At 62.6% G+C, this 22,001-nt stretch carries 25 protein-coding genes; 14 read left to right on the top strand and 11 right to left on the bottom strand.

Annotation, left to right across the window (positions count from 1 at the left end; translation table 11 throughout):
• Window positions 1-23: 23 nt before the first annotated feature.
• From HDG32_RS33825 to HDG32_RS33805, 5 genes are all read right to left on the bottom strand, one after another.
• Entirely contained in the window at window positions 24-1,025 is a 1,002-nt protein-coding gene (locus HDG32_RS33825) for an Ldh family oxidoreductase (RefSeq protein WP_184073950.1), read from the bottom strand.
• Window positions 1,022-2,023, bottom strand: coding sequence for a hydroxyacid dehydrogenase (locus HDG32_RS33820; protein WP_184043536.1), 1,002 nt, complete (start codon window positions 2,021-2,023; stop codon window positions 1,022-1,024). Before HDG32_RS33820 ends, HDG32_RS33825 begins: the two co-directional genes overlap by 4 nt.
• Window positions 2,020-3,354 carry a C4-dicarboxylate transporter DctA gene (gene dctA / locus HDG32_RS33815; RefSeq protein WP_184073949.1) on the bottom strand — a complete coding sequence of 445 codons (1,335 nt, stop codon included), beginning with the start codon at window positions 3,352-3,354 and terminating at the stop codon, window positions 2,020-2,022. Before dctA ends, HDG32_RS33820 begins: the two co-directional genes overlap by 4 nt.
• Before the next feature lie 227 nt (window positions 3,355-3,581).
• Window positions 3,582-4,757, bottom strand: coding sequence for a UxaA family hydrolase (locus HDG32_RS33810; RefSeq protein ID WP_184073948.1), 1,176 nt, complete (start codon window positions 4,755-4,757; stop codon window positions 3,582-3,584).
• A gap of 83 nt (window positions 4,758-4,840) precedes the next feature.
• Window positions 4,841-5,110, bottom strand: coding sequence for a UxaA family hydrolase (locus HDG32_RS33805; protein WP_244144807.1), 270 nt, complete (start codon window positions 5,108-5,110; stop codon window positions 4,841-4,843).
• 254 nt (window positions 5,111-5,364) lie between these two features.
• Here HDG32_RS33805 and HDG32_RS33800 point away from each other — a divergent pair, with 254 nt between their 5' ends.
• From HDG32_RS33800 to HDG32_RS33775, 6 genes are all read left to right on the top strand, one after another.
• A complete protein-coding gene (locus HDG32_RS33800) occupies window positions 5,365-6,150 on the top strand; it encodes a GntR family transcriptional regulator (protein WP_184073946.1) in 786 nt (261 codons plus the stop codon).
• A 477-nt stretch (window positions 6,151-6,627) separates the two neighbouring features.
• Window positions 6,628-7,647, top strand: a complete 1,020-nt coding sequence (locus HDG32_RS33795) for an ABC transporter substrate-binding protein (protein ID WP_184073945.1) — start codon at window positions 6,628-6,630, stop codon at window positions 7,645-7,647.
• Between the two features lie 2 nt (window positions 7,648-7,649).
• A complete protein-coding gene (locus HDG32_RS33790) occupies window positions 7,650-8,459 on the top strand; it encodes an ABC transporter ATP-binding protein (protein ID WP_260336690.1) in 810 nt (269 codons plus the stop codon).
• The gene (locus tag HDG32_RS33785) at window positions 8,452-9,372 is read left to right on the top strand and encodes an ABC transporter permease (protein ID WP_184040199.1); all 921 of its coding nucleotides are present in this window, start codon (window positions 8,452-8,454) and stop codon (window positions 9,370-9,372) included. Before HDG32_RS33790 ends, HDG32_RS33785 begins: the two co-directional genes overlap by 8 nt.
• Before the next feature lie 28 nt (window positions 9,373-9,400).
• Window positions 9,401-10,153 (top strand): sulfite exporter TauE/SafE family protein, encoded by a 753-nt coding sequence (locus HDG32_RS33780; protein ID WP_184073943.1) that lies wholly within the window; start codon window positions 9,401-9,403, stop codon window positions 10,151-10,153.
• 34 nt (window positions 10,154-10,187) lie between these two features.
• The gene (locus tag HDG32_RS33775) at window positions 10,188-11,096 is read left to right on the top strand and encodes a LysR substrate-binding domain-containing protein (protein WP_184073941.1); all 909 of its coding nucleotides are present in this window, start codon (window positions 10,188-10,190) and stop codon (window positions 11,094-11,096) included.
• Here HDG32_RS33775 and HDG32_RS33770 read toward each other — a convergent pair.
• The 6 genes from HDG32_RS33770 to HDG32_RS33745 are packed head-to-tail and all read right to left on the bottom strand — an operon-like array spanning window position 11,036 to window position 15,855.
• Window positions 11,036-12,787, bottom strand: a complete 1,752-nt coding sequence (locus tag HDG32_RS33770) for an L-aspartate oxidase (RefSeq protein WP_184073939.1) — start codon at window positions 12,785-12,787, stop codon at window positions 11,036-11,038. The genes HDG32_RS33775 and HDG32_RS33770 overlap by 61 nt on opposite strands.
• Window positions 12,788-12,821: 34 nt before the next feature.
• Window positions 12,822-13,433 carry a FumA C-terminus/TtdB family hydratase beta subunit gene (locus tag HDG32_RS33765; protein WP_184043520.1) on the bottom strand — a complete coding sequence of 204 codons (612 nt, stop codon included), beginning with the start codon at window positions 13,431-13,433 and terminating at the stop codon, window positions 12,822-12,824.
• A gap of 46 nt (window positions 13,434-13,479) precedes the next feature.
• Window positions 13,480-14,349 (bottom strand): fumarate hydratase, encoded by an 870-nt coding sequence (locus tag HDG32_RS33760; protein ID WP_184073937.1) that lies wholly within the window; start codon window positions 14,347-14,349, stop codon window positions 13,480-13,482.
• Window positions 14,350-14,378: 29 nt separating this feature from the next.
• On the bottom strand, window positions 14,379-14,798 hold the full coding sequence (gene sdhC, locus HDG32_RS33755; protein WP_184073935.1) for a succinate dehydrogenase, cytochrome b556 subunit: 420 nt from the start codon (window positions 14,796-14,798) through the stop codon (window positions 14,379-14,381).
• Window positions 14,795-15,127 carry a succinate dehydrogenase gene (locus HDG32_RS33750; RefSeq protein ID WP_184040186.1) on the bottom strand — a complete coding sequence of 111 codons (333 nt, stop codon included), beginning with the start codon at window positions 15,125-15,127 and terminating at the stop codon, window positions 14,795-14,797. Before HDG32_RS33750 ends, sdhC begins: the two co-directional genes overlap by 4 nt.
• Window positions 15,124-15,855: a succinate dehydrogenase/fumarate reductase iron-sulfur subunit gene (locus HDG32_RS33745; RefSeq protein WP_018422880.1), complete on the bottom strand. Its 732-nt coding sequence runs from the start codon at window positions 15,853-15,855 to the stop codon at window positions 15,124-15,126. The genes HDG32_RS33750 and HDG32_RS33745 overlap by 4 nt, the downstream gene beginning before the upstream one ends.
• Window positions 15,856-16,332: 477 nt before the next feature.
• Between HDG32_RS33745 and HDG32_RS33740 the strand changes: the two genes are divergently transcribed.
• The 8 genes from HDG32_RS33740 to HDG32_RS33705 all read left to right on the top strand — a co-directional run bounded on the left by HDG32_RS33740 (window position 16,333) and on the right by HDG32_RS33705 (window position 21,996).
• The gene (locus HDG32_RS33740; RefSeq protein WP_184073934.1) at window positions 16,333-16,629 is read left to right on the top strand and encodes a hypothetical protein; all 297 of its coding nucleotides are present in this window, start codon (window positions 16,333-16,335) and stop codon (window positions 16,627-16,629) included.
• A 232-nt stretch (window positions 16,630-16,861) separates the two neighbouring features.
• Window positions 16,862-17,137: a hypothetical protein gene (locus HDG32_RS33735; protein WP_184073932.1), complete on the top strand. Its 276-nt coding sequence runs from the start codon at window positions 16,862-16,864 to the stop codon at window positions 17,135-17,137.
• Window positions 17,138-18,032: 895 nt separating this feature from the next.
• Complete coding sequence (locus tag HDG32_RS33730) at window positions 18,033-18,707, top strand: response regulator transcription factor (protein ID WP_184073930.1); 675 nt, start codon at window positions 18,033-18,035, stop codon at window positions 18,705-18,707.
• The gene (locus HDG32_RS33725; RefSeq protein ID WP_184073929.1) at window positions 18,688-20,139 is read left to right on the top strand and encodes a cell wall metabolism sensor histidine kinase WalK; all 1,452 of its coding nucleotides are present in this window, start codon (window positions 18,688-18,690) and stop codon (window positions 20,137-20,139) included. Before HDG32_RS33730 ends, HDG32_RS33725 begins: the two co-directional genes overlap by 20 nt.
• Window positions 20,140-20,240: 101 nt before the next feature.
• Window positions 20,241-20,489, top strand: coding sequence for a hypothetical protein (locus HDG32_RS33720; RefSeq protein ID WP_184073927.1), 249 nt, complete (start codon window positions 20,241-20,243; stop codon window positions 20,487-20,489).
• Between the two features lie 228 nt (window positions 20,490-20,717).
• A complete protein-coding gene (locus tag HDG32_RS33715; RefSeq protein WP_184073925.1) occupies window positions 20,718-21,113 on the top strand; it encodes a PepSY domain-containing protein in 396 nt (131 codons plus the stop codon).
• Between the two features lie 108 nt (window positions 21,114-21,221).
• On the top strand, window positions 21,222-21,464 hold the full coding sequence (locus HDG32_RS33710) for a hypothetical protein (RefSeq protein ID WP_184073923.1): 243 nt from the start codon (window positions 21,222-21,224) through the stop codon (window positions 21,462-21,464).
• A 202-nt stretch (window positions 21,465-21,666) separates the two neighbouring features.
• Window positions 21,667-21,996, top strand: coding sequence for a carboxypeptidase regulatory-like domain-containing protein (locus HDG32_RS33705; RefSeq protein ID WP_184073921.1), 330 nt, complete (start codon window positions 21,667-21,669; stop codon window positions 21,994-21,996).
• Window positions 21,997-22,001 lie beyond the last annotated feature (5 nt).

The following is a 22,001-nucleotide window of genomic DNA, read 5'->3' as shown; positions in this document are numbered from 1 at the left end:
GTTCCTTTCGGCGCATTCGCGCATCACGCGACCAATGTCTGCAACTGTGTGAGCAACGCATCGGGAATCTCGATTCCATCGCGGCTTGCCGCGTCGGCCAACGCATGCCGCCGTTGCCCTGGCAAACGGACATCCGCATCCTGCAACATCGCCGCGACAAGCGCCTCGACCCGTTCTACGTACATCTCATTGCCCGCCAGCGCGCCCGGATCGATGGCCCAGAACAGATGGCCGATCCGCGAGCGTGCCCCCTCCTCGGTCAGGAACGATCCCGCTTCATAGCCGAAGTTCGCGCCCGCCAGCGCCGCCGCCAGCAGCTCGACCATCAGCGCGAGCATCGCGCCTTTCGCGCCGCCGAACGGCAGCATCATGCCGTCGAGCGCCGCCTTGGCGTCGGTGGTCGGCGTGCCGTCACGGGCGGTCGCCCAGCCGGACGGGATGGGCTTGCCATCGCGCGCCGCAACCATGATCTTGCCGCGCGCCACTTGCGACAGCGACAGGTCGACTATCAATGCGTCGCCATTGCGGCGCGGAAACACGGCGGCAATGGGATTGGTGCCGAATAGCGCATGACGCCCGCCCCACGCGGGCATCGCCGCCGGGGAATTGCTGAACGCAAGGCCCACCATGCCCGCCGCGCCGATCGCCTCCAGGTGATATGCGCCGACGCCGAAATGATGGCTGCGGGTCACGCTCGCCACTGCGCTGCCGTGTTCGCGCGCACGGCCGATCAAGGTCTCGACAGCAAGCGCGCAGGCGGGAAACGCCATGCCATCGGCGGCATCGACGAGCACGGCGGCGTTGCGCGTCGCAACAATGGAGGGCTTCGCCTGCGGATCGACGCGCCCGTTGCGCAACTGCGCGACGTACATCGGCAAACGCGAAACACCGTGCGACGACAACCCGCACGAGTCTGCATACACCAACGCGCGGGCCGTGGCCGTCGCGGTCTCCGGCGTTGCGCCCGCGTTGCGGACGGCGCGCGTCGCGAGGTCGAGCAGTTCGTCGGCTGAGACTCGCGTCATCGTGAAATTCCTTCGGTCACGTGTGAATCACGCTGCGCAAGCAGGGCCTCCGTCACGCGCGCCGCAACGAGCGTGCTGACACGTTCGTTCGACTGCATGGTCAGCCCCGCGATGTGCGGCGTGAGAATGAGGTTTGGTGCGTCGGCCAGCGGGGAACGGGCGGCGAGCGGCTCATCGTTGAAAACGTCGAGCGCCGCGCCGCCGATGCGGCCTTCGCGCAACGCCAAGGCAAGCGCCGCTTCATCGACGATCCCGCCGCGCGACGTGTTGACGATAATCGCGTGGCGCTTCAGCGCCGCGAGTTGCGATGCGCCGAGCAGATTGCGCGTGCTGTCGACGAGCGGCACATGCAGCGTGATCACATCGGCGGCACGCAACGCTTCGTCGATGCTCACGCGGCGTGCGCCGGTCGCGGCCCAGCACGCCGCGTCGGCCGGCTGCAGCGGATCGTAGGCGAGCACCTGCATGCCCAGCGCGCGCGCGAGCTGCGCAACGAGTTGCCCGATGCCGCCGAAGCCGATTACGGCAAGCGTGCTACCCGCCGCTTCGCGGCCATTCGAAAGCGCCGCGCGCGGCCATTTGCCCGCCGCGACCTCCATGCTCGAACGGTATGCACCGCGCAGCAGCATCAGTGCCGTGGCGAGCACGTACTCGGCCACCGCGCGTGCATTCGCACCCGTCGCCGGGAACACCGATACGTTGCGTTGCGCGCATGCGTCCAGATCGATGTTGTCGAGCCCGACACCCAGACGCCCGACTACGCTCAGACGCGGCGCGGCATCGAGCAGCGCGGCCCTTACCTGCGTGCGATTGCGCACGATCAGCGCGTCGGCATCGGCCAGCAACGCGTTCAACGCAACGGGTTGATCGACAAGCGACGCATCGGCATGCACGTCGAAGCGCTCGCTGAGCGCTGCGACTGCGCAAGCGTCGATGAATTCGCTGATGACGATCTTCTTGCGCGTCGCGCGCGGATTCGTATTCAGGTTCGTGCTCAATTCGAGCGCTCCTGTACATACGCGGGCGGCGCCATGTCGTTGACATCGCTTGCGTTCGCTTGCGGCTCGCCGCGTTGAACTTCCGGCGGCGCGGCCAGCAGTTTGCGCGCGGCCTGCACATCGAATGCGCCTTCCCAGCGGGCGACGACAATCGTCGCCACCGCATTGCCGATCATGTTCACGATCGCGCGAACCTCGTTGAGCACGCGATCGATACCGAGTATCAGCGTGATGCCCGCAACCGGAATGATGTTGTGCGTCGACAGTGTCGCCGTCAGTGCGACCAGCGCCGCACCCGCCACGCCCGCGCCGCCCTTTGACGTCACCATCAATATCGCCAGCAGCCCGATCTGTTGCAGTAGCGTGAGATGGGTATTGGTGGCCTGCGCGATGAAGAGCGAGGTCATCGTCAGATAGATCGCGGCGCCGTCGAGGTTGAACGAATAGCCCGTCGGCAGCACGAGCCCGACTACCGGCTTCGGACACCCAAGCCGTTCGAGCTTTTCCATCAAACGAGGCAACACCGATTCCGTTGTAGACGTGCCCAATACGATCAGCAGTTCCTCACGCAGATACTTGAGCAGCGGCCACAACCCCACGCCCGCCCAGCGGCAGATCGTGCCCAGCACCAGGGCGATGAAGAGAATGCTCGTCAGATAGAAGCACACGATCAACAGACCGAGTTGCTGCAACGTCGAAATGCCATATTTTCCGACTGTGAACGCCATCGCGCCGAACGCGCCAAGGGGAGCCAGGCGCATGATCATTTCGACGATCCGCATCAGCGCTTCGCCGCTCTGTTCGATCACGCGCGACAGGAAGCGGCTGCGCCGCGACATGATCGATAGCGCGATGCCGAACAACACCGAGAACAGCAACACCTGCAGCAGATCGCCCCGTGCGAACGCGCCCACGACCGAATTCGGCACGATCTCTTCGAGGAAGCTGGTGTTCGACTGCGCGTGAACTTCCGTCACGTAATGGCTGACTGCATGCGTATCGAGCGTCTTCGGATCGATGTTCAGCCCGGAGCCGGGGTGCAGCAGATTGGCGACGACAAGGCCGATGACGAGCGCCACCGTCGTCACCGCTTCGAAGTGCATGATGGTTTTGAGGCCGACGCGCCCGACCTGCTTGAGATTCTCCATCCGCGCGATGCCGACGGAGACGGTACAGAAGATCACCAGCGTGATCAGCATCTTGATGAGCCGGATAAAGGTATCACCGAACGGCTTCATCTGGACGCCCAGATCCGGCCAGAAATAACCGACGAGAATGCCTGCCGCAAGTCCGATCAGAACCTGCACGTAAAGATGTTTTAGCACGCGCAAGATGGTGTCTCCTCCACTCGCTGCTGCTGGAAAATGGAACAGCGCCGTGCGGCGCGTGCCGGGCTTCCTGGGCCCGAGACGTCACGCGTGCGCGCGCTGCTGCGAAAGCTCCATTGAATACAGGGGATCCGAAGCTGACGCGAAGCTAACTGTCATCGCAGCCGCCTGCGCGATCAGGATTCAAGCGCCATGCAGCGCGGCCCGTCGCGAGGACGGGCCCGGAGAAATTACGCGCTTTCGAACAGGCGCGTCAACACGAACTCGCGGTGGCCCAGCGCTTCCGCCGACGTAAAGCGCCCGTTCGCGGTGCGCAGCATCGATTCCAGCAGTTTGTCGCCAGCCTGATCGAGATTCTGTTCGCGCTGCAATAGTCCCGACACATCCACGTCGATATGCTCGCTCATCGTGCGCACCGTACGCGGGTTCGCGCAAATCTTGATGACAGGCACGATCGGATTGCCGATCACGTTCCCCTGCCCGGTCGGGAAGAGATGCACGGCAAAGCCCGACGCGGCGCACAGCGTCACCATCTCGGCCGCGGCTGACGACGAATCCATGAACCACAAGCCCGGCCCCGTCGGTTCCTCGGCCTTGTCGAGCACGCCGTCGACGCTGCACTTCTTGCCGATCTTCTGGATATTGCCCAGCGCTTTTTCTTCGATGGTCGTCAGGCCGCCCGCGATGTTGCCTTTGGTCGGCTGCGACTCCGACAGATCGTCGGTCTTCCAGCGGTTGATCATGTCCTGATAGCGGTCGAACATGAACTGGAAGCGCTCGCGCACCTGGTCGTTCGCGCAACGCGCGGCAACGATCTGCTCGCCGCCCGTGAGTTCGGACGTCTCGCCGAAGACGAGCGTCGTGCCCAACCCGTAGAGTTTGTCGAACGCATTGCCGACAGTCGGGTTCGCGCCGCAGCCGGACGTGGTATCGGATTCGCCGCACTTCGTGGATACCCACAGATCCGAAATCGGGCATTCTTCGCGATCGAGAGACGTGGCGTACTGCACCATCTCTTTCGCGGTTTTCGACGCACGCATGATCGTATCGTGATCGCCATGCAGTTCGATGCCGAAGCCCATCACCGGCTTGCCTGACTTCGCAATGCCGTCTACGACGCGCTTGGTCCAGCCTTCCTCGATCCCGATCACGACGACCGCCGCGACATTCGGATTGCAGCCGGCGCCGATCAGCGTGCGGAAATGCAGATCGAGGTCGGCGCCGAACTGCAGGCGGCCGTATGGATGCGGTAGCGCCATCGTGCCTTTGATGGCCGTTTCGACGGCCAGCGCGGCGGCGTTCGACAAATCGTCGACGGGCAGGATGATCACATGGTTGCGCACGCCGACGCGTCCATTGGAACGGCGAAACCCGCGGAAAGTGGTGTTCTGGTCAATCACGCTCATGGTGGCTCTCTTCGATCTGGCTCTGTTGAGTGGGGAAGCTCGCTCGCAATGTCGATGCGCGAGCTGGTCGATCCTCGCGCCGGCTACCAGCGCTTCGTCTTGATGTTGTGAACATGCGCATGTTCACCCGCGCGGATCGGCGCAACGACCTTGCCGATGTCCACGCCGTACTTGAACACCGTGTCGCCGACCGCCATGTCTTTCAGCGCCACCTTGTGACCGATCGGAATGTTCTGTTTCGCCGAGATCGTCACGACCTCGTCGTCGTCCATGATCCACGCGTTCAACTGGGTCCCCGCCTTGATGCCTTCGACAACCGCCACACCGACGGTGTCTTTCGCTTCGTGCAGCACGATATGAATCGTTTTGCGGTCTGACGAAGGGCTGGCGGAAGATCCTTCACCGGATTGTTGCGGTGCACCTGCTGCGGTGTGGCTCATCAGTTGTCTCCAGTCTGTTGGTACGGTTTGGTTCGCCTGCGTGAACCCATCTTAGGCGGCACATTTGCATATGTCAACCATATCATCTATATGTGTTTGATGAACCGTATGAAGTAGAATCAATTGAAAGACAGCAGCAATGAAGATGCAACGACAGGATGAGATCGATGAATACGTTGACGACGGGTATCAATCTACCGAACGGTGCGGCCACCACGCCGGCAATCGGCGGCACGCGCTACAAGGAAGTGAAGAATGCGATGCTGGCCGCGCTGGCCGCGCACGAATGGAAGGGCGGCGAAACGATTCCTTCGGAAAAGCGGCTGGCCGAACGCTTCGGCGTATCGATCGGCACGCTGCGCAAGGCAATCGACGAACTGGTGGCCGACAACATTCTGGTGCGGCATCAGGGGCTCGGTACTTTCGTCGCGCAACACCAGCGTGATCGTCATTTCTTCCGCTTCTTCCGTATCGTGCGCCAGGACGGCGACAAGACCTACCCGACCGTAACGCTCGTGCAGTTCAGGAAGGCCAAGGCTACGCGCGATATCGCGACGCTGCTGAAAGTCGCAACGGGCGCGCGCGTGTTCACGTTCATCAACCGTCTGGCGCTGCATGGCGAAACGGTGATGATCGACAACATCACCGTACCCGAGGCGCGTTTTCCGGGCCTGACGGAAGCCGCGCTGCGCGGCCGGCCGAGCACGCTGTACAACTTCTATCAGGATGCGTTCAACATCAACGTGCTCGGCACCGAGGAACGCGTGCGCGTCGCGGTAGCCAATGAACTCGAAAGCAAACTGCTGGAAGTGCCGCACGGCACGCCGCTTCTTGAAGTGCGGCGCGTCGCGTATTCGTATCATCAGGCGCCCGTCGAAGTGCGGATCTCGCATGCGAACACCGCACGCTACGAATACGTCGGTGCTTCGGCATCGCACGAAGAGCCGCTCTGACAAGGCCGGAAGCCAAGCGCGGTGCGCAGCGCCAAAAGCCGCCGGCCGCGCGCCGCACATGTCACGTTTTCCCGCATTTGCAATCAACAGCACGATCACCTACACTCGCTACTCATACAGATGAGCTAAATCATACGGCGCTGAATTCGCTGAATGCCACAGTCACCGAAGCAAGGCATTTCACGCGCAATCCGGTTGCCCACAACACACCATCTGTGAACCTGATTCCGGCCGCGCCGCGCAAACCGTTTTGTCGCGAGCAGGCCGGCAACAAGGAGACACTCACGATGCGTACCCCGCCTCATCGTCATCCCGCTCATGTCCTTCATGTCGCGCCTTGCCGCGTGACGCATGCGTTGCGCCGGCCGCAGCCACGCGAGACCGAATAAGCACACGCAGCCCCCACCCATCCGGTTTATCCGGTGTCGCATTTCAACAGATTGGCCGTGCCGTTCCTGTCGCAAGGAGTGTCCAGCAATGAGCCTTCGTAAAGTTGCCGTATTTCTCTCAACGCTGCTCGCTCTCGGCGCAGCTCTCACCAGTGCGCCCGCCCGCGCCGAACTGTCGGAGATCCGGATCGCGCGCCAATACGGCGTCAGCTATTTGCCGCTGATGCTGATGCAGGATCAGAAGCTGCTCGAAAAGCACGCCGCGCAACTGGGCGTGCCGAATCTGAAAGTGTCATGGGTCGAATTCGCGGGCGGCAACGTGATGAACGACGCGCTGCTGTCCGATTCGTTGCAGATCGCGTCAGGCGGCGTCGCGCCGCTCGTGCTGCTGTGGGCGCGTACGCGCGGCACGCCCGTCGAGGTCAAGGCGCTGTCGGCGATCAATTCGATGCCGCTGCTGTTGAACACCAACAATCCGACGGTGAAAACGTTGAAAGACTTCACCGGCAAGGACAAGATCGCGCTGCCCGCAGCGAAGGTGTCGATCCAGGCAATCACGTTGCAAATGGCCGCGGAAAAGGCCTTCGGCGCCGGCAACCAGGGGCAGCTCGATAAATACACTGTCTCGCTGGCTCATCCCGATGCGCAGCAGGCGCTGCTGTCGGGCAATAGCGAAGTGACCGCGCATTTCGGCTCGCCGCCGTTTCAGGAACAGGAATTGGCCCACCCTGGCGTGCGCACCGTTGTGAATTCGTATGACGTTCTGGGCGGCAAGTCGACATTCAATCTGGTCTGGTGCATGACGAAGTTCTATCAACAGAATCCGAAACTCGTGCAAGCCTTCATGGCCGCGCTCGACGATGCCGAAGCGCAGATCACGAGGGACAAGCACGCGGCCGCACTCGCCTACCTGCGCATCAGCAAGGACAAGAGCAATGTCGCCGACATCGAAAAGATGATTTCGTCGCCCGATGTCGCCTTCACGACCACGCCCGAAAACACGGTCAAATACGCGGATTTCATGGCACGCACGGGCCTGATCAAGACCAAGCCCGCCTCGTGGAAGGACATGTTCTTTCCGACCGCCCAATCGCTTCAAGGGAGTTGATCATGCATCGCACGCGTGCTGGAGCCACCCGCGCCACATCCTCGCCGAGCGGCATGCCGTTACTGGATGTCGCCGGCGTAACGCTGCAATACAAGACGCCGCGGCATCTCGTGATGGCAACGTATCGGGTCGACTTTCAGGTATTCGAAGGCGACCGTTTCGTTTTGCTTGGGCCATCGGGTTGCGGGAAGTCGACGTTGCTCAAGAGCGTCGGCGGCTATCTGCTGCCGACGGAAGGTTCGATCACGCTGAAGGGCAAGACGGTGACGAAGCCGGGCCCCGACCGGATGATGGTCTTTCAGGAATTCGACCAGTTGCTGCCGTGGAAGACGGTCAAGCAGAACGTGATGTTTCCGCTGCTCGCTTCGCACCGGCTGTCGGCGCGCGAAGCGGAACAGCGCGCGATGCATTACATCGACAAGGTCAACCTCACGAAATTCTCGGACAGCCATCCGCATACGTTATCGGGCGGCATGAAGCAGCGCGTGGCGATTGCGCGCGGCATGGCGATGGAACCGGACATCCTGCTGATGGACGAGCCGTTCGCCGCACTCGATGCGCTCACGCGCCGCAAGATGCAGGACGAACTGCTGACGCTATGGCAGGAAACGCGCTTCACCGTGCTATTCGTCACGCATTCGATTCCGGAAGCGATCAAGGTCGGCAGCCGGATTCTGTTGCTGTCGCCGCACCCGGGACAGGTCAAGGCAGAACTCGATACGGCCGCGGCAGGTGAATCCGCTGCCGCGCTCGAAAAACGCATCCAGCACATGCTGTTCGAAGACGAAATCCACGAGGCAGAGAATGTCTGACGCTACCGCACACGGTTCCGCATCCGTCCATCCGCCCCGCGACGACATGATCACGCGCGCGCCGCGCGGCGAGATCATTCGCGAACCCAGCGATGCACAGCATTTCAGCGTCGTCGAAAAGCCGCTGTCACCGTTCGAGCGCCTGTACAACCAGAGCTGGCTGCGCAAGTTCCTGATCCTCGCGCTGCTCGCGCTGGTCTGGGAAGGCTACGGACGCTGGCTCAACAATCCGTTGCTGTTTCCGACTTTCAGCGCGACCGTCGACGCGTTCTGCACGAGCATCGCAAACGGCGAACTGCCCGGCAAGGCATGGGCGTCGATCCACGTATTGCTGCTCGGCTACGGCTGCGGTCTGCTGCTGGCCGCGTTGCTGACGGCCGCCGCGATCACGTCGCGCATCGGCACGGACTTTCTCGAAACGATGACGTCGATGCTCAACCCGCTGCCCGCCATCGCGCTGCTGCCGCTCGCGCTGATCTGGTTCGGGCTCGGCAACGGCAGCCTGATCTTCGTGCTCGTGCATTCGGTGACATGGTCGGTCGCGTTGAATACGCACTCGGGCTTTCTGTCGGTGAGCAACACGCTGAAAATGGTCGGGCGCAACTATGGGTTGCGCGGCGGGCGCTACGTCGCCGCGATTCTGGTGCCCGCTGCGTTCCCGAGCATTCTGACCGGCCTGAAGATCGGCTGGGCCTTCGCGTGGCGCACGCTGATCGCGGCGGAACTCGTGTTCGGCGTGAGTTCGGGTTCCGGCGGCCTCGGCTGGTTCATCTACGAAAACAAGAACCTGCTCGACATCGCGAACGTGTTCGCGGGTCTGTTCACGGTGATTCTGATTGGCCTCGCCGTCGAAAACCTGATCTTCCGCGTACTCGAACGCCATACCGTGCAACGCTGGGGCATGCAGTCGTGAAGCATGGCGTGCACGCACGGGAGGCTCGTTGCTAAGCGCCGACATCGCGCTGCTGGTGATTGGAGGCAGCGCGGTCGCCGGCTTCGTGTCGGGGCTGGCGGGATTTGCGTTCGGTCTCGTCGCGATGGTGTTCTGGGCATGGGCGCTGCCGCCGCAAGCGATCGGGCCGATGCTCGTGGTCGGCTCGCTGGTCGGACAGATGCTAACCGTGCATACGGTGCGCTCGCAGATACGGCCGAAGATCATCGGTCCGTTCATCGCAGGAGGCATTCTCGGCGTGCCGATCGGCGCGACGCTGCTGCCGTTCATCGATCCCGTCGGCTTTCGGATCGGCGCCGGTCTGCTGATGATCGTCTATTGCGGCGTGATGCTCGCCGCGAAAGATCTGCCGACGGTGACGGCAGGCGGTGCCTGGGCGGACGGCGGCGTCGGTGTGGTCGGCGGCATTCTGGGCGGCATTGCGGGGCTCGTCGGTCCGGCACCGACCATATGGTGCATGCTGCGCGGTCACAACAAAGATACGCAGCGCGCGATCTGCCAAAGCTTTTTCATCGCGATGCAATCGCTGACGCTCGTCACGTATGCACTGACGGGCCTGATCGGCAAGCAGACGTTAGTACTCTTCGCCTGGATGCTGCCGTCGTCGCTGCTGTTTGCGTGGCTCGGCTCACGGCTTTATCGGCGTCTGTCGGACACCGCGTTTCGGCGGGTGCTGCTTGCGCTGCTGTTCGCTTCGGGCGTGGCGCTGCTGGGCTCATCGCTTGTTCACGCGATAAAGTAATGCCGATGCGGCAACGTCAAGCGGAGTGAGCGTCATGAGTGCGATTCGCTATTTCGTCACGTTTCTGTCCGTCGCGCGCCACGGCTCGTTCGCCGCAGCCGCCGACGAAGTGTGTCTCACGCAGGCCGCCGTGAGCCTGCAGATGCGTTCACTGGAACGCGATCTCGACATGGTGCTGTTCGAACGGAGCGCGCGCTCGGTCGCATTGAGCGAACAGGGACGCACGATCGTGCCGCTCGCCGAAACGCTGGTCGCCAACTATCGGCGGATTCTGGCCACGGCGGGCCGCGACGAACTGGCGGGCGTCGTGCGGGTCGGCGCGCTGGTGTCGTCGCTGATGGGCGCGTTCGCCGATGCGATGCTGAATCTGAAACGCCGCTACCCGCGCCTCGAACTGAAGCTTTTCACGGGCCTGTCGAGTGACTTCACGCTACGCGTGGAGAACGGAGAACTCGACGCCGCCATCGTCACGCAGTCGCCCACCGGCTTTCCCGCCGCGTTGAAGTGGACGGTGCTGTATCACGAGCCGATGGTGCTGATCTCGTCGGCTGAAAATCCGCGCGCGCACGTCGACACGCTGCTTCGTGAGCCGTTCATCCGTTTCGACCGGCAGACGTGGACAGGCATGCTGATCGACGACGCGCTGCGCGGCCTCGACGCTTCCGTGCACGACATCATGGAGCTGAACTCGCTCGAATCGATCTGCGAAATGGTGAAGCGCGGTTTCGGCGTTTCGGTAGTGCCGCGTCTCGCGAATGCGAACTGGAATCACGAATCAGGGCTGCGCGTGACCGAGTTGCCCGAGCGGATCGCGCCGCGCCGCGTCGGCCTGCTGGAACGGCGCGAACACGGACGCGAAGCGTTCACGGCCGCCGTGAAGCGTCACTTCACGACGGCGGCCGACGTTTGCGCCAGTGGCAATGATTCGTCGAGCAGCGACTGACCAGGCTTCACGCGCGTGAACTGAACGCGCCGGCGGCTGGTTTCGAAGGCGTTCTGCTGAAGCCGCAGGCATACATACTCGGATGTGTCCAGATCTCCGGCGTCGGGAAAGTCTTCGCGGAAATGCGCGCCGCGCGAATTCTCGCGCAGCAACGCCGACTCGGTGATCGCGCGGCTCACGAGCGTCAGGTTGTGCAGGTTCATCCAGTCGTGCCACGACAGGTTGAAGCGCAGATCGCGTCCATCGACACCCGTGCGGTCCAGCCGTTCGCCGATGTCGATCAACGCGCTTCTCGCGCGCAGCAAGCCCTGCTCGTCGCGCAGGATGCCGACGTCGCGCCACATCAACTCGTACAGGTCGTCGCGTATCGACTCGAGATCGCCCGCAGGCAGGCCGAGCGGCCGCGTGCAACGTTCGATGGCGCGCTCGATCCGACTGGCATCGGCGGTGGCGAGGCGCCCATGGCGCGGCACCCAGCGCGCGAGCGTCTCACCCGCAATGCCGCCGAACACCGTCGAATTCGCGACGCCGTTGCCGCCCAGCCGGTTCGCGCCGTGCACGCCGCCCGCATCCTCGCCCGCGACGAAGAGGCCCGGCAGCGTCGTCGAACAGTCGGTCTCGAACAGCACGCCGCCCATCATGTAGTGCGCGGTCGGCACCACTTCGACCTGGCCGCCCGCCAGATCGAAGCCGCAATCCGCGCAGCGTTCGACCATGCCCTTGAAACGCTGGCGCACGCTGTCGGGCCCGAGATGATCCATGCGCAGATAGACGCCGCCGTTCGGCGTCGTGTTGCCCGCGCGCAGTTCACGGAAAATGCTGCGCGAGACGATGTCGCGCGTCGCGCGCTCGCCGCGCGGATCGTAGCGGTGCATAAAGCGCTCGCCGTCGCCCGTCAGCAGATAGCCGCCCGCGCCGCGCAGCCCTTCTTCGAGCACGGTGCCCGTCATGCGCGTATGAGTGCCCGCCAGCAAGCCCGTCGGGTGGAACTGCACCATCTCCATGTCGCGCAACGTGAGGCCGGCACGCAGCGCCATCGCCATGCCGTCGCAACTCTTGTCTCCGCTCGGCGTGTGGTACTTGTACATCGTGGGGCCGCCGCCCGTCGCGAGCAGCACGGCCTTCGCGCGCACGAAGACGAATTCGCCGCTGCGAATGTCGATCATCAGCACGCCGGCCAGTGCGCTGCCGTCTTCGGACTCGATGAATTCCACCGCGCGATGTTCTTCGAGCCGCTCGATCCCGCGCGCCCACACCTGTTCGGCAAGCCGGTTGATGATCTCGATGCCGGTCTGATCGCCCTTGTGCACCGTGCGGTCGAAGGTTTGCCCGGCGAATGCCTTCTGCTTCAACGTGCCGTCCGGGTTGCGGTCGAAGAAGCAGCCCAGTTCGTTTTCGAGTTCGTTGATCCGCTCGACCGCGCGTGTCACCAGCGTCCACGCGAGTTCCTGGTTCGACAGCCATTTGCCGCCTTCGATCGTATCCATGAAGTGACGTTCGATCGAATCGCCCTGTGCTAGCGCGACGTTATAGCCGCCCTGCACCATGCGCGTACAGCCGCATTTGCCGAGCAATCCTTTCACGGCGATCGTGATGCGCAACTGCGGCGCGTCGGCCTGCGCATGCAGCGCGGCAAACAGGCCCGCGCCGCCGCTGCCGAGAATCAGGATGTCGGTATCCACGTGCTTCATGGTCGGTTCCCGTGATGAACGACGCTGCGTTCGTTCAGCTTCTGATGCCCAGCGACGCGAGCACCGCTTCGCGCCGCTCACGCGTGCTCTGCTGGACCTTCGTGTAGACGCTGCCGCCGTGACTATCCATCGCGACGAGCAGCGGGCCGAATTCGCCGATCCTGAAGCGCCATAGCGATTCGGGGTTCAGGTCGTCGAGATCGACGTCTTCGATCTGTTCGATCCATGTCGTCTCCAGCGCCGCCGTGCCGCCGACGATCGCGAGATACACGCCGCCGTATTTTGCGAACGCATCGCTCGACGCCTGCCCGAGCCCGCCCTTGCCGATCACGATGCGCACGCCGTACTGCGCCATCAGCGCCGCGGTGAAGCGCTCCATGCGTGCGGACGTCGTCGTGCCGACGCAGACGGGCTCGTAGCCCGCCGGATGTGCGTCCGAGCGTGGCACCTTGCGCACGTTCGGCGCGGTGTGAATCACCGCATGGCCGCGCAGATCGAAGCGAGTCGTGCGACCACGGTCGAACATATGGATCTGCGTGGCGTCGCGGATGCCGAACAGCGTGCCTGTCAACGTAACGGTATCGCCCGTGCGCAACGCGCGAATCTGCGCTTCGCTAGCGGGCATGGACAGCGTGTGATGAGTCATCGATCGTTCCTTGACGGTGTGCGTGCCGATGCGGACAGCCCGCGTGTCAGTAGCCGTACTCGACGCCCGCCGGCGTCAGCGTGGCGCGCGCGCGGCGGGCCGAATGACACTGCATGTTCACGGCAACCGGATTCATCGTGATATGCGTCGCCGCCAGTTCGAGGTGGACCGCGAACGATGTCGCGTCGCCGCCGAGCCCCTGCGGGCCGACGCCCAGGCGGTTCACCGCGGCCGACAGTTCCTCCTCCAGCGCGGCCGCCGCCGGATCGTCGCAATGCGTACCGAGCGCACGCGTCGCGGCACGCTTGGCGAGCCACACGCACAGATCCGATGTACCGCCGATGCCCACGCCTACAATCGTCGGCGGACACGTCTTGCCGCCCGCATCGACCACGCAGTCGATCACGAAGCGTTTGATCGCGTCGACACCTTCCGCCGGAATCGCCATTTTCAGAAACGAGTTGTTTTCCGAACCGCTGCCCTTCGGAATCATTTCGATCACGAGCGTGTCGGCTGTCGAGTCGAAGTCGATATGGATCGCGGGCATCAGCACGCCGCAAGACGAATGTTCGTTTTTCCGCGTCAACGGATGCACGACCGACGAGCGCAATGGATGCTCGCGCGTGGCCCGTTCGCAGCCGCGCCGGATTGCTGCTTTCAACGCGACGCCGTCGAGCGCGAGGCCCGTGCCGATCGTCACGTTGTAGATCGGCAGCCCGGTGTCCTGGCACAGCAGGTTGTCCTGATCTTCGGCAATCGCGATATTGGTGCGCATTGTGCCCAGCACGCGGCGCGCGGTGTCGTCGGTTTCAGCGCGTTCGAGGCGCGCGATACCGTCCTTGATATCGGGCGGCAAATGCTTCAGCGCGCGTATGTACAACTGCTTCGCGACCTCTTCGATCTGCTGCATGTCCATTGATGAATCTCCGTCGGGGGACCGTGCGTTCACGACGTGAGCGACAGCGCAAACGCCAGCCCGATGACCAATGCGCCGCCCGCCGTCGCCGCGATCAGGTTCTTGCGCAAACCGCTCCATGGCCGGTTTTCGATGAGCAGAATGCGCACGCCGCCGAACAGATGCGCGGCCAGCAACGTGACGAGGCCCCACTCGGCGAATACGAAGGCGGGTTGCCTCGTCACGGCGAGAAACGACTCGAACGATGCTGCGCCGTGCAAAGCGGTGCCGAGCGCCCAGAAGTGCAGCGGCAGAAAGAAGGCGAGCGCGAGTCCGGACAGACGGTGCACAAGAAAGGCCCACCACGCGGGATGGTTGCGCGCGCGCGAGTCGGCGCGCCGGCCAGGGGTGCGGTGTCGGGCGTGGTTCGTGTCTGTTGCTGGTTTCGCTGCGCGTGCGATGTCGCTCATTGCGGCCCTCCTACCAGCGCGAAGACCGCGCGCAGACCGGCAATCGCCAACGCAATGCCGACGATCACGCTCGCCACCCCGACGCTGCGCCCGCGCCAGCCGAGCCACTCCTCGGCGATCCTTCTCAACCCGACAGGCACATGCGCGGACGACGCAAGCACGAACACTGAATAGAACACCGCCCACGCCGTATTGCCGTGCAGACGCGCGATCACGTTCGCCGCGCTCAGCCCGCCATGCACGACGATTATCATGGTGACAAGATGGACGGCCACGCATAAGGTCAGCACCATCGCCGACAGGCGCTGCAACCGCCAGCCGCTCATCATCGCGGTTCTCCTTTCGGCGCATGGCCGCGAAGCCGCTTCAGGCCAGCAATGCTGGCCGTCGGCTGCAGCGACTTGGGACACCGTTCGGTACACGAGCCGAGCGTATGGCACGAATGACAGCCTGCGTCGTTGGAGACGGCTGCGACGCGGGTTTGCTGCTGGATGTCGCGTACGTCGTTGACGAGCGTCCACGCACGATTGAGCGCGGCGGGTCCAAGATAGTCGGGGTTCCATGCGACGACGTCGCAGCTCGCATAACAGACACCGCAGCCAATGCATTCAATCCCCGCGTCGGCCGCCTTGCGTTCGGCGGAGGCGGGATCGACGCAAGTGGCAGGTTCGTTACGCGTATGCTCGCCCTTGAAATAGCCCTTCGCGTCGCGCCATTTGTCGAAGAAGGCGGTCATATCCGTCGCCAGATCCTTGATGACGGGCAGGTGATTGAGAGGCGCGATTTCGAGCACGTCACCGGCGTGCTTCATGACTTTGGTGACGTGCGTGCGGCAGGTCCATCGCGCGCGGCCGTTGACGGTCATTGCGCATGAACCGCACATGCCGACCCGGCACGCAAAGCGATAGGACAGCGTCGCATCCAGATGGCGCTGGATGTGGATCACCACGTCGAGCACGGTCTGACTTTCCATGCGCGGCACGTCGAAGCGCTGAAAGCTGCCTTCGTCGTTACCGCGCCAGACGTCGACCTTGAGTTGCGGGGGAGTGGTTCGCATCGTGACCGTTGAGGTTCGAATGATTGCGAAGCCAGTCTAAGGGGCGCGCGCCGCCCGTCAAAGCCAAAGATTCTTGTTGCAAGCTCAAGGTTTTTTTATGCTCGCGGGCGTGCGAGTGCCTGTGAGAACGCTCGAGAGGGCGTTGTCACGTTCGCGCGCTGGTCAGCGCAAAGAAATCGCCTCGCCGCTCCCGGCCAACAAGATAGCTTGACTGCTGGCTTCGGGTCCATTGCGTTACGAGGCCGACGAAGACGCGCGAATTTTGCATACTGGACTGCCTTATTGCGGCAAAACCCAATTCGCCAATCCTTACCTGGATGTAACGTTCGGGAAAGATCCCGGCAACGTTCAGGGGCCAATATGAATTCTGTTGGGCCGGCTTGCCGGTACCTGTCAGCGGTACCACGTGCCGCGAACGTAGCCACTCGACAATTCATTTTGACGCGGCACATCGCCGCTCCGTACGGAGGATTCATCATGCGTCACATCTCTCATCTTGCAGTCGCCATTGTGCTCTTTGGAACAACCGCCGGCGCTGCATTCGCGACTCCCTCAACCAGCTATACGACGACGGTCCATTTGCGAGACGGCAAGCAGGTGGTGTGTGCCGTGAACGAGCCGGCCGCCCTCGCGCAGCAAGCTACCGGCCAGACGCTGACCCAGCGGGAGCGCAACGAAGCTCAAATCGATGCGACCGCGGGCCTGGGCAGCGCACAACACAGCAAAAGCGATTATCCGTCGCCGGCCACCGCACCGAGGGTGCACTGCTCCTGAAAACGACCGAGGCGGACGGCACGTGCGTGTATGCGGTCCGTGCTCGTCAAGACAGTCACAGCCTGCCTGCGAGGCGTCCCTCAAAAATATTGAACTATCCTCTCCCGCGCTGCTGCACGCCGTTTGTCAATTGACGGTCCTTCTATCCGCTTGACTGAGAAAGAATCTGTGATGCGATCAATGGCAAACAGTCGCAGCGCCCTCTTTATTCAACTTCGATCGGAGTCATATCATGAAAACAAGGCTTATCGCCGCAGTTCTCTTCGCACTTTCCCCATCGATTGCTGCACCGGCCTTTGCCAGCGGCTATGGTCCGGCTCCGTTCTACCGTCCTGGCGTCGGAGCTCCCGCGTCTCAGCGCGGACAAAGCGCGCTGACCGTAGCAGCCAGGCGCAACAACGCTGCTACGGCAAACATTGGCGGCTATGGCGGCGTGGATGCAGCATTGTCTCAATCGGGCGGCCAGCAGGCTGCGGCAGGCCAGCGCGCGCTCTTTCGCGCTCACTAAGCGCAGCCGGGCGCAAGCTCAGTCCCTCGCTGACCCATGAGGATCTGTCTTTGTTGGCCGAGGTCCTGAAAGCGAATCCCTCACGGATAGTTGTGCCGAAAAAACCATGACAGCGCCGTATAGTGGCGCTGTAACTCGCATACCCTGTTCTCCAGCTTAACGAAATATTAACGGTCAAAAACCTCAGTCATGCTGCAAACGAAGCCGGGCGCATTGCGGCGGCTCATACGTTTTTGGTCTTCATTGATTCATCCTTTCCGCGAAAGGCATGACTGCGCTGCCATCAGTTACTGATGGAGGCCACGATCTTCGATATCGCCTGGTGGAGATTGGCAACAGCTCGTGCTGCCTTTTCGTGCGGCGCCGCTACGGCGGGCTTGCACTGAGGTTCGTGCGACAAGGCTGCAGATAGCCAGGGTGAGACCGATAATCTTGAGCGTCGAGGCCGATTCGCCAAAGCAGGTGATGCCGACGACTGCCGAGACTGCCGTACTGGCGCCGGCCCATGAGCATAGGCCAGACCCATTTCGATGTGCGCAACGTTTATACCGAACGTTGGGAAGAGGATGTCAGCGGTACCACGGATGCGTTTAGATTAGTACAGGACGGAGCACCCCTCGGCGACGGTCGAATGCGGATGGGCTTTCAGATCGTGATCCCGTCGCCGTGGCTGCTATGGACGCCGGGCCCGGACCGTCGCAATGCCGACTGCGGCTCCCGTCACAAGAACCGGGCAAGATGGTCCGGACGGTCTCCCTGCCGGCATGAACTGGCAGATTGAAATGCGTCACGCGATCGCTGCCGCCCCCCGCCCGCTCGAGTCGTACAATGTCCGGCAGATCCGGAATGCTCCTGCGGAAAAGGTCCCGACCGGGGACGGCGAGGAAGAACCATCATGCGCGTGCTGGTCGTTGAAGACGATCGGAAGATTGGCTCGTTTGTCGTGACGGCGCTGCAGCAGGCCGGCTTCGCGGTCGACCATGCGGAAGACGGCGCGAGCGGACTGGATCTGGCGCTCGCGACCGCCTATGATGCAGCCGTCATCGATATCATGCTGCCCCGACTGGACGGACTTTCGCTCATCGAGACACTGCGCCGTGAGAAAGTCACCACACCGGTCATCATCCTCAGTGCCAGACGCACCGTCGATGATCGGGTCAAGGGTCTCCAGACGGGGGGCGACGACTACCTGACCAAGCCTTTTGCGCTGACTGAACTGCTGGCGCGCGTCGGCGCGCTGATCCGCCGGAGCACCGGCGCTTCCGAGCCGACCCGACTGGTCGTCGGTGAACTGACGCTCGATCTGCTCGCACGCGAAGTATCGCGGGGGGACCACAGGCTCGATCTGCAGCCGCGTGAACTGTCCCTGCTCGAGTACCTGATGCGCAATGCGAACCGCCCGGTGTCGAAGACGATGATCCTGGAGCATGTGTGGGATTACAGCTTCGAGCCGCAGACCAACGTGGTCGACGTGCTGGTCTGCCGCCTGCGCAACAAGGTTGATCGTGATTTTCCGGTGAAGATGATACATACCATCCGGGGAGTGGGGTATGTTCTTAAAGGCCCTTGATCTCCTCCGCAAGACGATCAGCTTTCGACTCGCGCTGTGGTACTCGGCGTGCTTCATTCTCAGCACCACCTTGCTTTTCGCACTCGCCTATTTCCTGCTCGCCTCCACGCTGCAACAGCATGATCGCGACGACGTTGAGCAGCGGCTTCACCAACTGGCCGCCCAATATCAGGCAAGCGACCTCGCCGGCCTGAAAAAGGAACTGGCTCTGGAGACCCGGCTACGGAAGTCAAAGCCGTTCTTTATCCGCATTGCCGGACCACGCAATACGACAGTCTTCCTTCAGATCCCGGATCAGTGGGCGGCGTTCGACGTAAGCCGGCTCGAGCGCGCACCGCTCGCCGCTCCCGGCGATCTGATCCGTGTGCCGGCACAGGACGATGAGGCGGTTCTCGAGATTGCCGGCACCCGTCTGCCCGACGGCGGCATCCTGCAGGTCGGCAAAAGCACCGAGCAGCGCGACAGCGTCCTGGAGAGCTTTGGGCGGATCGTCGCCGGGGTCATGGTCCCGATGGTTGTTGTCGGCGTGTTCGGCGGAGTGTTTCTCGCGCGACGATCCCTGCGACCGGTTCGCCAACTCATTCAGGCCGTCCATGCGATCGAGGCAGGGGCCATGGAGGCGCGGGTGCCAGTCCGCGAGACCGGTGACGAACTGGACGAGCTCGGCAAGCTGTTCAACAGGATGCTGAACAAGATTGCGACGTTAATCCAGGGCATGCGCAACGCGCTTGACAACGTCGCCCATGATTTACGCACGCCGGTGGCCCGCATCCGTGGCATCGCGGAAATCGCGCTGCGCTCGGAGCGCGACCCGGATAGTTGCCGGGAGGCGCTGGCGGACTGCGTGGAAGAATCGGATCAACTGCTTCAGATGCTGAACACGTTGATGGACATATCCGAGGCAGAAACGGGCACGCTCAAATTGCACCTGGAACCGGTAGACATCCCGACTCTCTTGGCCGATGCCGTTGACCTCTACCAGCTTGTGGCTGAAGAAAAGGCCATTGCCGTCTCGATCGTCGCACCGCCGCACATGTGGTTGACAGCGGACCGCAACCGCCTTCGCCAGGTCATGGGGAATCTGCTGGACAACGCCATCAAATACACGCCGGCGGGCGGCCGGGTCGAGGTGGAAGCCTACGCTTCGCAGAACACGATGGTGATCCGCGTCGCGGACACGGGCATCGGCATGACGCCCGACGAGTTATCGAAAAGCTGGGACCGGCTGTTTCGCGGCGATCGCAGCCGCTCGCAGCGGGGCTTGGGACTGGGCCTTAGCCTCGTGAAGGCCGTCGTCGAAGCGCACCAGGGCCGCGTCACAGCGTCGAGCAATCTGGGCGCCGGGTCCGTCTTCACCGTCACGCTTCCCGTCGCCTTTCCGGGCGGGAGCCCGTTCCCCCCGAACGACCAGTCAACGCTTACCCGGACGTAACGTTCGGGAAACGTCCCGGCAAGATTCAGCAACCAAAATAGTTGCTGTGGGGCCCGCATGCGAACTCCCGTCCCAGCGCAGGATCTCTGAAGGAGAAGCGGATGAACACCGGCGACAAATCCTTGCACTGGCTGGTCGACAAATGGCTTGCGCCAGGCCCGGCGACGCCTGCTCACGTCACCCGGTTCAGTCGCACGCGTTCCACCCGGAAACGCTATGTACGCGTCGAGACATCGCGACCGGCCGGCACGTTGACCATCCTATTCTTTCGACATGACGATGGCTCGTGGTGCGTGTTTCCGCCGGAAACCGACCGACCGGCGATGGGCATTGGTCAACGGGCACGGTGACGCGGGCCAACCGCGGGTACAGCAACATCGCCACCCGGCGCGGGGTGGACTGTCCGGGTACCTTACCTCGATGTAATGTCCGGGAAAGATCCGGGCAAGATTGAGCGACCACTATAGGCTCTGTGGAGCAGGCATGCCGATGTCCGTTCGCGGTGTCGCAGCGCTGACGCGGACATCGGCATCGAGTCGGCCTTGCAACGCAAACGGTTCGCTCAGGGAGTATGGACAATGAACGGGAAGCAACGGCTAGGTATGGCGATGGGCGCGCTTACCGTGGGCTTCGGACTGTCTGGCGGCGCATCCGCGGCCGGCGACGGCCATACCCAGGCCCCGGCCTATCAGTCCAGCATCAAGGTGCCGGAGCAGCAGAACGGGAAACGTGGTGAAGCGGCCCGGCTTGCCGCGCTGGCAAGGATCGACGCGACCCGGGCGACCTCAGCCGCTTTGGCCCAGGTACCCGGAACCGTGCTCAAGGTCGCCCTCGACAACGAAAACGGCAACCTGGTGTATAGCGTGGAGATCAAGACCACCAGCAACGACATCAAGGACGTGAAGATCGATGCGGGCAACGGGGCGATTGTGCACGTGGAGACTGCCAGCGACGAAGAGGAAACCGAGAAATAGCCGGCCACGGACATATCAATATTCAGCAACGCAGAACGATCGACGTGAAGCCGCCAGGAGAGCGGCGACACGAACCTCAACTGATCTGGCTTCGTGAAAGGAATCGAAATGAGCAGACTACTGTTAATCATCGTTGCCGCGGCATTTTTCACGGTGACTTTCGCTGCGGCGGCCGCTGACACGATTGCTTCGGGTGTCGGGGAGACCGCTTCCCACCCGCAAGCCACTCCTGCCAGCAAATATCAACGCGAGAGTAGCAAACGGGAAATGAAAGAAGAAAAACGTGAGAACAGGAAGCAGGAGATGAATGACGCGAAAGAGACCAGGCAGCAGGAAATGAAAGAACAATGAGAAAGTCGCTGGCACGAAGGCTGTGTGAGCCTGCCGGCGCATGCCCCCAAAGCATGCGCCGGCTCCCGGACACGATCTTCCCTTATCAGATGGCTGGGAGATTCGCGATGAAAACTGTCACGCCTGAGACAGCAATGGTTGTGGCAACCCTGGTGGGGGTGGTCTCCATGCTGGTGCGCAAACTGGCGTCCCAACCGAGCGAATGCAGGGTGCCGTAGCGTATGCCAGCGGCGGGATTGGACTGGATGAAGCAAACGCCATCAGGCAGGTCGCCGTGCAGTATCCGCTGGAACTGGAATTTGCCCGTGCGGCCACGTCGCAGAATGAATACGTGTCTGATGTCAGGGTTCTGATAAAAAACCAGGAAGGCAAGGCCGTTCTCAATACCACCGCCGATGGCCCCTTCCTCCTCGCGAAATTATCGGCAGGAAAATATACCGTGAGTATTGACCGGCAGGGCGACACGAAGCAGCGCGTGGTGCGGATCAAACCGCACAGGCACGAGCAGCTGATTTTTGCGTGGCAGAAGTAACGGGC

This window comes from Paraburkholderia sp. CI2 (assembly GCF_014201055.1).
Lineage (GTDB): Bacteria > Pseudomonadota > Gammaproteobacteria > Burkholderiales > Burkholderiaceae > Paraburkholderia > Paraburkholderia tuberum.
This window is presented reverse-complemented; position numbering and strand designations above follow the sequence as displayed.

Coding starts and splice junctions, on each gene's coding strand:
- HDG32_RS33795 (WP_184073945.1), top strand. CDS start 6,628: ATGAGCCTTCGTAAAGTTGCCGTATTTCTCTCAACGCTGCTCGCTCTC.
- HDG32_RS33745 (WP_018422880.1), bottom strand. CDS start 15,855: ATGCGAACCACTCCCCCGCAACTCAAGGTCGACGTCTGGCGCGGTAAC.
- HDG32_RS33720 (WP_184073927.1), top strand. CDS start 20,241: ATGAACACCGGCGACAAATCCTTGCACTGGCTGGTCGACAAATGGCTT.
- HDG32_RS33715 (WP_184073925.1), top strand. CDS start 20,718: ATGAACGGGAAGCAACGGCTAGGTATGGCGATGGGCGCGCTTACCGTG.
- HDG32_RS33800 (WP_184073946.1), top strand. CDS start 5,365: ATGAATACGTTGACGACGGGTATCAATCTACCGAACGGTGCGGCCACC.
- sdhC (WP_184073935.1), bottom strand. CDS start 14,798: ATGAGCGACATCGCACGCGCAGCGAAACCAGCAACAGACACGAACCAC.
- HDG32_RS33760 (WP_184073937.1), bottom strand. CDS start 14,349: ATGGACATGCAGCAGATCGAAGAGGTCGCGAAGCAGTTGTACATACGC.
- HDG32_RS33710 (WP_184073923.1), top strand. CDS start 21,222: ATGAGCAGACTACTGTTAATCATCGTTGCCGCGGCATTTTTCACGGTG.
- HDG32_RS33750 (WP_184040186.1), bottom strand. CDS start 15,127: ATGATGAGCGGCTGGCGGTTGCAGCGCCTGTCGGCGATGGTGCTGACC.
- HDG32_RS33735 (WP_184073932.1), top strand. CDS start 16,862: ATGAAAACAAGGCTTATCGCCGCAGTTCTCTTCGCACTTTCCCCATCG.
- HDG32_RS33705 (WP_184073921.1), top strand. CDS start 21,667: ATGCAGGGTGCCGTAGCGTATGCCAGCGGCGGGATTGGACTGGATGAA.
- HDG32_RS33825 (WP_184073950.1), bottom strand. CDS start 1,025: ATGACGCGAGTCTCAGCCGACGAACTGCTCGACCTCGCGACGCGCGCC.
- HDG32_RS33810 (WP_184073948.1), bottom strand. CDS start 4,757: ATGAGCGTGATTGACCAGAACACCACTTTCCGCGGGTTTCGCCGTTCC.
- HDG32_RS33770 (WP_184073939.1), bottom strand. CDS start 12,787: ATGAAGCACGTGGATACCGACATCCTGATTCTCGGCAGCGGCGGCGCG.
- HDG32_RS33725 (WP_184073929.1), top strand. CDS start 18,688: ATGTTCTTAAAGGCCCTTGATCTCCTCCGCAAGACGATCAGCTTTCGA.
- HDG32_RS33765 (WP_184043520.1), bottom strand. CDS start 13,433: ATGACTCATCACACGCTGTCCATGCCCGCTAGCGAAGCGCAGATTCGC.
- HDG32_RS33730 (WP_184073930.1), top strand. CDS start 18,033: ATGCGCGTGCTGGTCGTTGAAGACGATCGGAAGATTGGCTCGTTTGTC.
- HDG32_RS33740 (WP_184073934.1), top strand. CDS start 16,333: ATGCGTCACATCTCTCATCTTGCAGTCGCCATTGTGCTCTTTGGAACA.
- HDG32_RS33785 (WP_184040199.1), top strand. CDS start 8,452: ATGTCTGACGCTACCGCACACGGTTCCGCATCCGTCCATCCGCCCCGC.
- HDG32_RS33790 (WP_260336690.1), top strand. CDS start 7,650: ATGCATCGCACGCGTGCTGGAGCCACCCGCGCCACATCCTCGCCGAGC.
- HDG32_RS33775 (WP_184073941.1), top strand. CDS start 10,188: ATGAGTGCGATTCGCTATTTCGTCACGTTTCTGTCCGTCGCGCGCCAC.